At 45.1% G+C, this 7,807-nt stretch carries 10 protein-coding genes; 2 read left to right on the forward strand and 8 right to left on the reverse strand.

What is annotated here, in order from left to right; genetic code table 11:
- The coding region (locus tag C5471_RS22190; RefSeq protein WP_166296445.1) for a thioesterase domain-containing protein at positions 1-1,664 on the forward strand (1,664 nt) is incomplete at its 5' end.
- A 210-nt stretch (positions 1,665-1,874) separates the two neighbouring features.
- Here the strand turns inward: C5471_RS22190 and C5471_RS25420 are convergent.
- Positions 1,875-2,057, reverse strand: coding sequence for a DUF5397 family protein (locus C5471_RS25420; RefSeq protein ID WP_133815384.1), 183 nt, complete (start codon positions 2,055-2,057; stop codon positions 1,875-1,877).
- Between the two features lie 373 nt (positions 2,058-2,430).
- Here C5471_RS25420 and C5471_RS22200 point away from each other — a divergent pair, with 373 nt between their 5' ends.
- Positions 2,431-2,580, forward strand: a complete 150-nt coding sequence (locus tag C5471_RS22200) for a hypothetical protein (RefSeq protein ID WP_166296448.1) — start codon at positions 2,431-2,433, stop codon at positions 2,578-2,580.
- Positions 2,581-2,890: 310 nt separating this feature from the next.
- Here the strand turns inward: C5471_RS22200 and C5471_RS22205 are convergent, their stop codons facing one another.
- The 7 genes from C5471_RS22205 to C5471_RS22235 all read right to left on the reverse strand — a co-directional run.
- Entirely contained in the window at positions 2,891-3,382 is a 492-nt protein-coding gene (locus C5471_RS22205) for a DUF2569 domain-containing protein (RefSeq protein WP_166296451.1), read from the reverse strand.
- A gap of 41 nt (positions 3,383-3,423) precedes the next feature.
- A complete protein-coding gene (locus C5471_RS22210) occupies positions 3,424-3,663 on the reverse strand; it encodes a hypothetical protein (protein WP_166296442.1) in 240 nt (79 codons plus the stop codon).
- A gap of 164 nt (positions 3,664-3,827) precedes the next feature.
- Complete coding sequence (locus tag C5471_RS22215) at positions 3,828-4,145, reverse strand: hypothetical protein (RefSeq protein ID WP_242688823.1); 318 nt, start codon at positions 4,143-4,145, stop codon at positions 3,828-3,830.
- A 28-nt stretch (positions 4,146-4,173) separates the two neighbouring features.
- A complete protein-coding gene (locus C5471_RS22220; protein ID WP_133815160.1) occupies positions 4,174-4,443 on the reverse strand; it encodes a hypothetical protein in 270 nt (89 codons plus the stop codon).
- Positions 4,440-5,042, reverse strand: a complete 603-nt coding sequence (locus C5471_RS22225; RefSeq protein WP_242688825.1) for a hypothetical protein — start codon at positions 5,040-5,042, stop codon at positions 4,440-4,442. The genes C5471_RS22220 and C5471_RS22225 overlap by 4 nt, the downstream gene beginning before the upstream one ends.
- 304 nt (positions 5,043-5,346) lie before the next feature.
- On the reverse strand, positions 5,347-5,565 hold the full coding sequence (locus C5471_RS22230; protein WP_036774990.1) for a hypothetical protein: 219 nt from the start codon (positions 5,563-5,565) through the stop codon (positions 5,347-5,349).
- Positions 5,562-7,807, reverse strand: a 2,246-nt coding sequence (locus tag C5471_RS22235) for a hemagglutinin repeat-containing protein (protein WP_207627438.1), incomplete at its 5' end; no start/stop codon positions are given. The genes C5471_RS22230 and C5471_RS22235, both read right to left, overlap by 4 nt.

Here is a 7,807-nt window from a genome sequence, read left to right on the forward strand (position 1 = left end):
CCGCGCTGCTTCGGGCATTGAGTCACCGGGCAACGGTGTTCAACGCGTATGGTCCGACAGAAATCACGGTTTGTGCTGCTGTTTGGCGTTGCCCGTCAGACTACACCGATGGCGTCATTGCGATCGGACGTCCAACGGCTAACACACCGGTTTATCTGCTGAATACTGACGGCCAGCCCGTGCCATTAGGGGCGGTGGGTGAGCTGTATATCGGCGGTGTAGGGGTAGCGCGAGGCTATCTCAACCGCCCGGAATTAACGGCGGAGCGTTTTCTGACAGATCCCTTTAGTGAGACAGCTGATGCCCACCTGTACCGGAGCGGGGATTTGGCCCGTTACCTGCCGGACGGTAATTTGGAATTTATTGGCCGTAACGATCAGCAGGTGAAAATCCGGGGCTTCCGTATTGAACCGGGTGAAATTGAGGCCCGGTTGACAGAACACTCTGCGGTGCGTGAAGCCGTTGTGCTGGCGCTGGGTGATGGTCAGGATAAGCGTCTGGTGGCTTATGTGGCGGCAGAAGCGGATGACAGGTTGGCTAATCGTCTGCGTACTCATTTAAGTGCGATTTTACCAGATTATATGGTGCCGGTGGCGTTTGTGCGTCTGGATGTCTTCCCGCTGACCCTGAACGGTAAGTTGGATCGTCGTGCGCTACCGGCTCCGGGCAATGAAGCTTTTGCCCGACAGGTTTACGAAGCGCCACAAGGAGAAACGGAAACCGTATTGGCGGCTATTTGGTGTGAATTACTGGCGATTGGTCAGGTCAGCCGGTATGACAATTTCTTCGCACTGGGTGGTCATTCACTGTTCGCTATGCGGATGATAAATCTTGCGGCTAATTGTGGCTTTGTTTGCACATTGAATGATCTGTTTCAATTCCCTGTGCTGGCTGAATTGGCTGCAAAAATGACATCAGAGCCGCTGTCTCAACCGCGAAACAGGGCAATACCGGTGCGATCGGGTGGAACCGGCCTGCCGTTATTCTTTGTGCCCAGCGGGCTGGGTGATTATTCCTATGTTTTCGGGTTGTCTCAGCAAATTCAGCCAGGCTACCCGATTTATGCGTTATCCTGGCCATCCATCAGTGAAGAGCCGATGTTGACGATGGAAGAGCAGGCGGCAAGAATGATCAGTTTTATGAAAGCAGTTCAACCGGAAGGCCCATATCGGCTATGCGGTTACTCTTCCGGTGGCATATTGGCTTATGCCATTGCCCAGCAACTGTTGAATTCCGGTGAGATGGTCAATTTCCTCGGTTTGATAGACACGCCTGCTCCTCACTATTACAAGCAGCAGATAACGCCACCGAAACTGCGTTCTGATTTAATCGCAAGACGTTGGGAGCAGATAGAAAATTATGCGCAAATAGTCAGAGACTATGAGCCGCAAATATTGTCGATAACGCTGCATCAGTTCTATGCAACGGAACCTTCTCCACCTGCTCCGGTTGTTGTGGATGCTGAAATTATGGATGCCGGACCACAGTCTTTAAATCGAGATCCGTCGTTAGGTTGGGCGCAGATATTGCCTGATTCTTCGTTGCGGTTAATTCCAATTTCGGGTAATCATTTTAGTTTGTTGGAGAATAATGCGGATAAAGTCGTTTTAGTTCGGGCTTTAAATATGGCGTTGGCAGAGGGTTGTGACGGGGAAGTTCAGTAATGGCTTAAAAGAGCCTAAACAATCCTGTATTCGTATGATAATCCGGCATATATAACGTATGCCGGGTTTTTTCTGTGGGCGTTTTGAAGAGAATTGTTACCTGTTTTTGGAATTTGAGGGCCAGTGTTGCACCGATTTCGGGATACCCCTTTTTTTTGGGGGGGGGGGGGCGGTGTCAGCGACAACTAAATCAAATGCAAGAGCGTACATTCAGGCTGCCTTAGGATCATTGTTAGCGTGGGTCAGACGGTATTCGGTTTTCTCACCTGTTTCTACTAATACCACTTCAATCATCCAGTCACCATCCTCTAGCGAGTGGAGTAGTTGTCCTACTTCATATTTTGGTCCAAACGCACCAAAGCTTTTTATCGTACAAAAGGGTACTCCATTAATGCCAGATTTTTAAAAGGTACAGCGTGACTAAAAACGACCTATTCACTGTCATATTTAATGCATTTATCAGTGATTTTACCCCTCGTTTATTTAAGACTGCTATGACCATTTTAAAAACGCCAATACAGAGATATTATTGCTTTTATTTAATAAGCGATTTAATTATAAGTAAAAGTTTTTAAAATAACAGTTAACCGCATTTAATTGAAACCCATTAACCGTTAATAGAAAGTTGAAAAGAAACCAGTAAGCAAAAGAATATAATCTGAAAAAGATGATACTTAAGTGCTTTCTCACCTGGATTTTACGAAGTAAGCGATAAAATTAATACTATAAAAAATGGTTAATTTGGCAGGATTTAAGTCCTGAAAAAATGATTGATTATCCGGGAAAACGTAAATGGGGATTCTATGGCTTTAATACTACGTTATTGGAGAATAATACGGATAAAGTTGTTTTAATTCCGGCATTAAACATGACGTTGGTAGCGGGTTGCGATAGTATCTTTGATTATTTTCACTAAACATATTGTTTCAATATAAATTATTTTCATGGGCATTATCAATATAATATTAATCGAATCCGCCAGGTACGTTAAAGGACCCTGTTGCCATTAAAGAAAACCGATAAACCTTTAGGTTAACATACAGAGAGATTAAAGATTTTATATAAGAGGATGATTTATGAAAATAAAAAACTCAGGACAGGATTATATTTTTCGCAAAATAAGATCTCGCCCTGCATTCGCCAATCCGTTATTCTCTACAAAGATAATTTATTTTTTGAATGAATATTGGTTGTAAATTATTTAAAAAACAACCTATTTCAAATAATTATCTTATAAATGTCCTTTTAACCCGAATAGATACAATAAAGTAAGGTATCCATATGCATGCACAAAACACATTTCTAAAAAGTAGAGAAATATTATTATAATCCAGCTTTATCCCATATACGTAATAACCCAACATTAAGTCGGTGATTATAAATAATAAAGTGAAAACTAAAAGAACAATGTAAAATAAAGGTGTTTTTTCTTTTTTTCGAAAGAAAAGAATAGATGTATAGAATGCAATCCCAAAAATAATCACGAAACAAATTAATTCAAATTCGATAAGAACACATAATTTACCTAAAAAATCATAGCCAGAGATCAAGAGCATCATTGTCTTATATGAGCTAAATAAAGAGGTTAATATTGTAATAATAATATTTATTGCTGGAAAATAGAGAAGCCCACCGATTCCATTCAACTCTTTCTCTTCACATGTGGCACAAAAATCTGATTCATGTAATGCCGGATTTTCACACTGAATACATTTCATAAAATTTCTCCAAATAGCAATCCAAAGGCTGGATATTAATTTCATTTACATGAGTTGTACTCACGGTAGTATATAAACCAACATCCTATACCACCAATAGTCCCTCCCATAGCCCCTACTTTTAAACAAAGTAAGAAATCTTCTTGAGTAAAATCAAAATCTCCAGATAAGAAAAAGAAAATTAAGGCAATAATTAGTTTCAAAACTAATCCTGTTAGGATCATACTAACAATAATTGAGCTGAATAAGTGTAGAAAAAGGAGAAAAAAACTTAGTTTCATTTCTTCTTATCCTCATCCAATTTTTTAACCCTTTACTAATCTGATCATTAGTAATTTCAGTTGCTACAGATGAACCTATATTATCAATAACACTAGGGATCTTACTCGGTGACATCTCTTTCGATATCCCAAACTCACCTTTGACTTCTGTATATTTAAGTGCCCTACAGACCAGTATTGGCCGTGAATACCCCCGTCCAGTACGCAAAAATAGCATCATTAGGGTCGACACTGCCATTCGCAAAATATTGGATACCTGTATTGGCTCCGGCACCAATCAGGCCCGTTGTTACAGCGACTCCCGATAACAATGGCAAGGCCAATATACTCCCTTCTGCGGCAACCATGGTCTGGTAAGAGAGTGGAGTATTACTACAGGCTTTCTGGATTTCGGCCTGCTTGTCCTGTTGCCATTTCTCAACCGTGCCTTTTTTATTCGCTTTTGCCGCCGCCAGCACATTCGCCAATCCGTTATTATCCACAAAAATCCTGGTCAGAAGGCCAGAATTCTTACTTGCTAAGAACCGGAAGGGGGAAATTTCTCTTTGCTTTTTTTAGGTTAGCTAAAATCGATGCTCCAATACCTAAAGGTATCCCTCCTGCAATACCCACTTTAACAGCATATATAACATCATTAAGACTAAAGTCTATTTCGCCAAATTGATAATAAGCAATCATGCCGATGACAAATCTTATAAGTAAGGTTGTAATAAATAACGATGCAATAGTGGATAAAGTCAGAAAAAACAATAAATATGGAAAAACAATCGTAGATTTCATTTCTTACTCCAGTTTTTGTTTAACTTATCTTCTACTGTACTGCCCGCAACTTCAGAGCTTATTGCACCAGAACCCGCACCAATGACTTCAGCAACAGCTCCTGATGCGACAGGTTTAAATTTATCAGTAACTACTTTACCGGTCCCTGCACCTATCACGTTACCAATACCTGCACCAATTACAGGGGACAAAGGATCTTTTCCTTGCAATTTAGCGCCTGCATACGCACCAGTAATACTCGCCACTTCTGTAAACCAAAACCCTTTGCCTTGCGTTACCGCCCCTGTTCCCGTGGCTATCAGTGCATCAGTAACGTTCACAGAACCATTTGTAAGCTGATTACTAATGTTGGCCGTTCCACTAATTAGACCTCCAGCAAAAATACTGCCTACCGTTGCTCCCGATGGCAGCAGTACCGGTGCCACTACTGTGGACATTCCCGCTCCCCATGCTGTTACCAACCCTCTTACTGGATCTTGTCCTTCCGGGTGATCACCTTTGGCATGTTTTGACAATGCCGCTGAAATCTCTTGAGGGGATTTACCTTCATTTAACATCGCGGTAGCCAGACTGGATGCTGATCGACCGTAATCCGCCATGCCTTTTGGCAAGCTCAGTGCATTATTCTCAATAACAACTTTCTCTGTCGTGAAATTTGGTACCGAACCCAGTTTTTTCCTATGTATTTAATCAGTTATCACTGATTTTCCCCGGTGCAGCTTGATATCCAGCCTATAATGCCCCGACGCGCTTTTTCAGCCTAATAGTCCACTTTACCCAGATGCGGTTAGAGAACAACAGTCTGCTCAGTAAGCAACCATTTAACTTTACTACCGCCATTGTGATGTTGACAGAGTAGGCTAAAAAAACAGTCCCGGTTTTTACAAACCGGGGGGTAAATATTTAGATAATATTTTTTTCTACTTGCTCTACAAGAGCACGGAATTCTCTAAAGTCAAAGTTCCATATTCCTCCATTCGGACAAGAAAAGATCTCTATTCTCATGCCATGCTCAGGTTCATTAGAGACTTCTGCTACTTGATCTGTACCCCAAAAGATCTCGTAAACAACATTCTCTCGATCTGGCAAGCTCGCTATTTGTGCTGTTAATTTATTTGTCATTTCGGTGGTTCCAAAAATCCTATAAGCCTACCTTGAGCATCATAACGTAATCCACGCCCACTAGAAGATATAACATCAGTAACTTGACCGTATCGTCCTGTATTACTTTGAATCACCGTTTTGTTCGGGTCATTCAATATACTATCTACAATTTTTTGGCCCTGTTCATTTATCGTAGATGGGTTTCCTTTAGCCTCTGGAAAAATGCTACCTGGCCGACTACCATGTTTTTGTAGAGCGCGACCAGCAAGTGTCAAATCGCCTTTTTTTGAGGCCGGATCTGTATATTTCGCTCCATTTGACAATTCATCAACTGACCATTTGCCAATATGATTGTTATTTCTGGCATTCTGCTCATCTTCTGGATCATGCCCTCCCGGTGTTCCTGTTCCTGAACCACCAAGTTCGGCTTTCTCTGAATCTGTCAGATCCTTTGATATATTGGGTTGATTTTCACCATCTACATAATCTGACGAACATACCCGGCCAAAAGAACATTGGGTGGCTTTATCTATAGACTCTCCCATTTCCTTCAATTTTTTGTCCAAAGCTGAAGCTATCGTTTGGTTTGCTTCGTTTACCGCTTCCCCGGTATTTGTACCTGCTACAGGAGGAGGTGTCACCGGTATTGCCAGAGCATTATTGTCAGTGACTATTTCCCCGGCCTGGGCCCCGGTGAGGGCACTTGCACTGGAATCACCGGCAATCCCACCTGCCAGCCCTGCCGCCAGGGTGGAAAGGGTGCTGATAGTCTGTTTCTGTGCCTCCGTTAATTGACTGACTTTAGCCTCGTCACCGTAAAGCTGTTTTATCAGGACCTGCGCCGCCAGTTCCCCCGACGCCGCTCCCGCAGCACCCGACAGGGCATTATTACCGCTCACTTCCGCCGCCACCGCGCCTAAAATCGCATGGGCCAGCGTATTGGTGGCGATATCTACCTGACGGGTTTGTGGGTCAGTGGTCAGCTCTTTAATCACGCCCGCCAGATACGGTGAAGCGCCCCCGGCCAGCGCTTGACCCAGATTGTTCCCCGCTAAGCCCTGAATCGCTGCCGTGGCCGCCTGTAAGGCTTTCTGATAGGTGCCGCCTGTCCCCAAGCCCGAGTCATTCAGCGCCTGCGTGTAGGCGGTGGTGTAGATTTGGTTTTTAATGTCCTCCATGCTCGGGTCGGCGTGACCCGTTTTCGCCAGGGTGGCTTTGGCAGCTTCAATATCCTGTTCACTGAGATGGTCCAGTTTCGCTTTCGCCGCTTTGGTGGCGATAATTTTCCCTTCCGTCCTGGCTATCTCGGTCATCTGGGCGCTGAGTTCACCTATCAGTTGCGCCTGTTTCAGTCGTTGCTGCTCTTTTTCCTTATCAAATATCGGACTCAGGACATTGGCGGCATTATCGGTATCGCGGCTGAGGGTCGCGACATCCTGCGTCTGGTGCGCCTTATCCCGGATAATCAGGTTGCCGTCACTGACTGCGGCGTGGGTGGTGCTGGCGTCATGGCCCTGCTTATTCGAGCCCGTCAGCGCATTGACCGCCAAATTATTGAGCAGTTGACCGGCTGCCGGTTTGCCGACGCTGACGCCCGCACTCTGCTGTTCAACCTTAAAATCCGCCTGATTCTGAATATCGCTAAAGCCCAGTGTCCCGGTGTTCAGGGTGTTTTTGGCTTTGTCGGCGGTACTGGCTATCACCGCGCCGTCCAGCTGGGTGTGGTCCCCGACGTGAACCTGATAGCCCCCTTTGCCGGCAAGCAGCCCGGTCTGCTCCTGCACGCTGTCATAGTTGCTGTGCAGTTTGTTCCGGCTGGCATTCAGGCTTAATGTGCCGTCCGGCTTCGGTCCCACAGTAGCATTGACGCCCGCGCTGGCATTGTGTTGCTGACTGTCATAACGCTGGCTGTTCTGCTCGCTGCTTAATGTCAGATGGCGTTTCACGTCGGCAGTCATCTGTTCGCCGCTGACCTGCGCCCCTTTGAGCGTGGTGTCCCGGCCACTGTTCAGCTCGACGGTCTGTCCTGCCTGTAACGTGGTGTTATTGTGACTGACACTGTTGCCATTTTCATGGCCTTTGCCCTGACTGACATTGGCTGAGACGTTCAGGCCGGTGCCCCCCGGTCCGGCTGTCAGGCCCACGCCCAGCGAGCTGCCGTGGCGGCTGTTTTTGCCAGTGGTCTGCTCACTGTTCTGGCTGGAGGAGAGCTGAATATCCCGGTTAGCATTCAGTTGCAGGTCTTTACCCGCCTGTAACT

The organism is Photorhabdus tasmaniensis (assembly GCF_011189505.1).
GTDB lineage: Bacteria > Pseudomonadota > Gammaproteobacteria > Enterobacterales > Enterobacteriaceae > Photorhabdus > Photorhabdus tasmaniensis.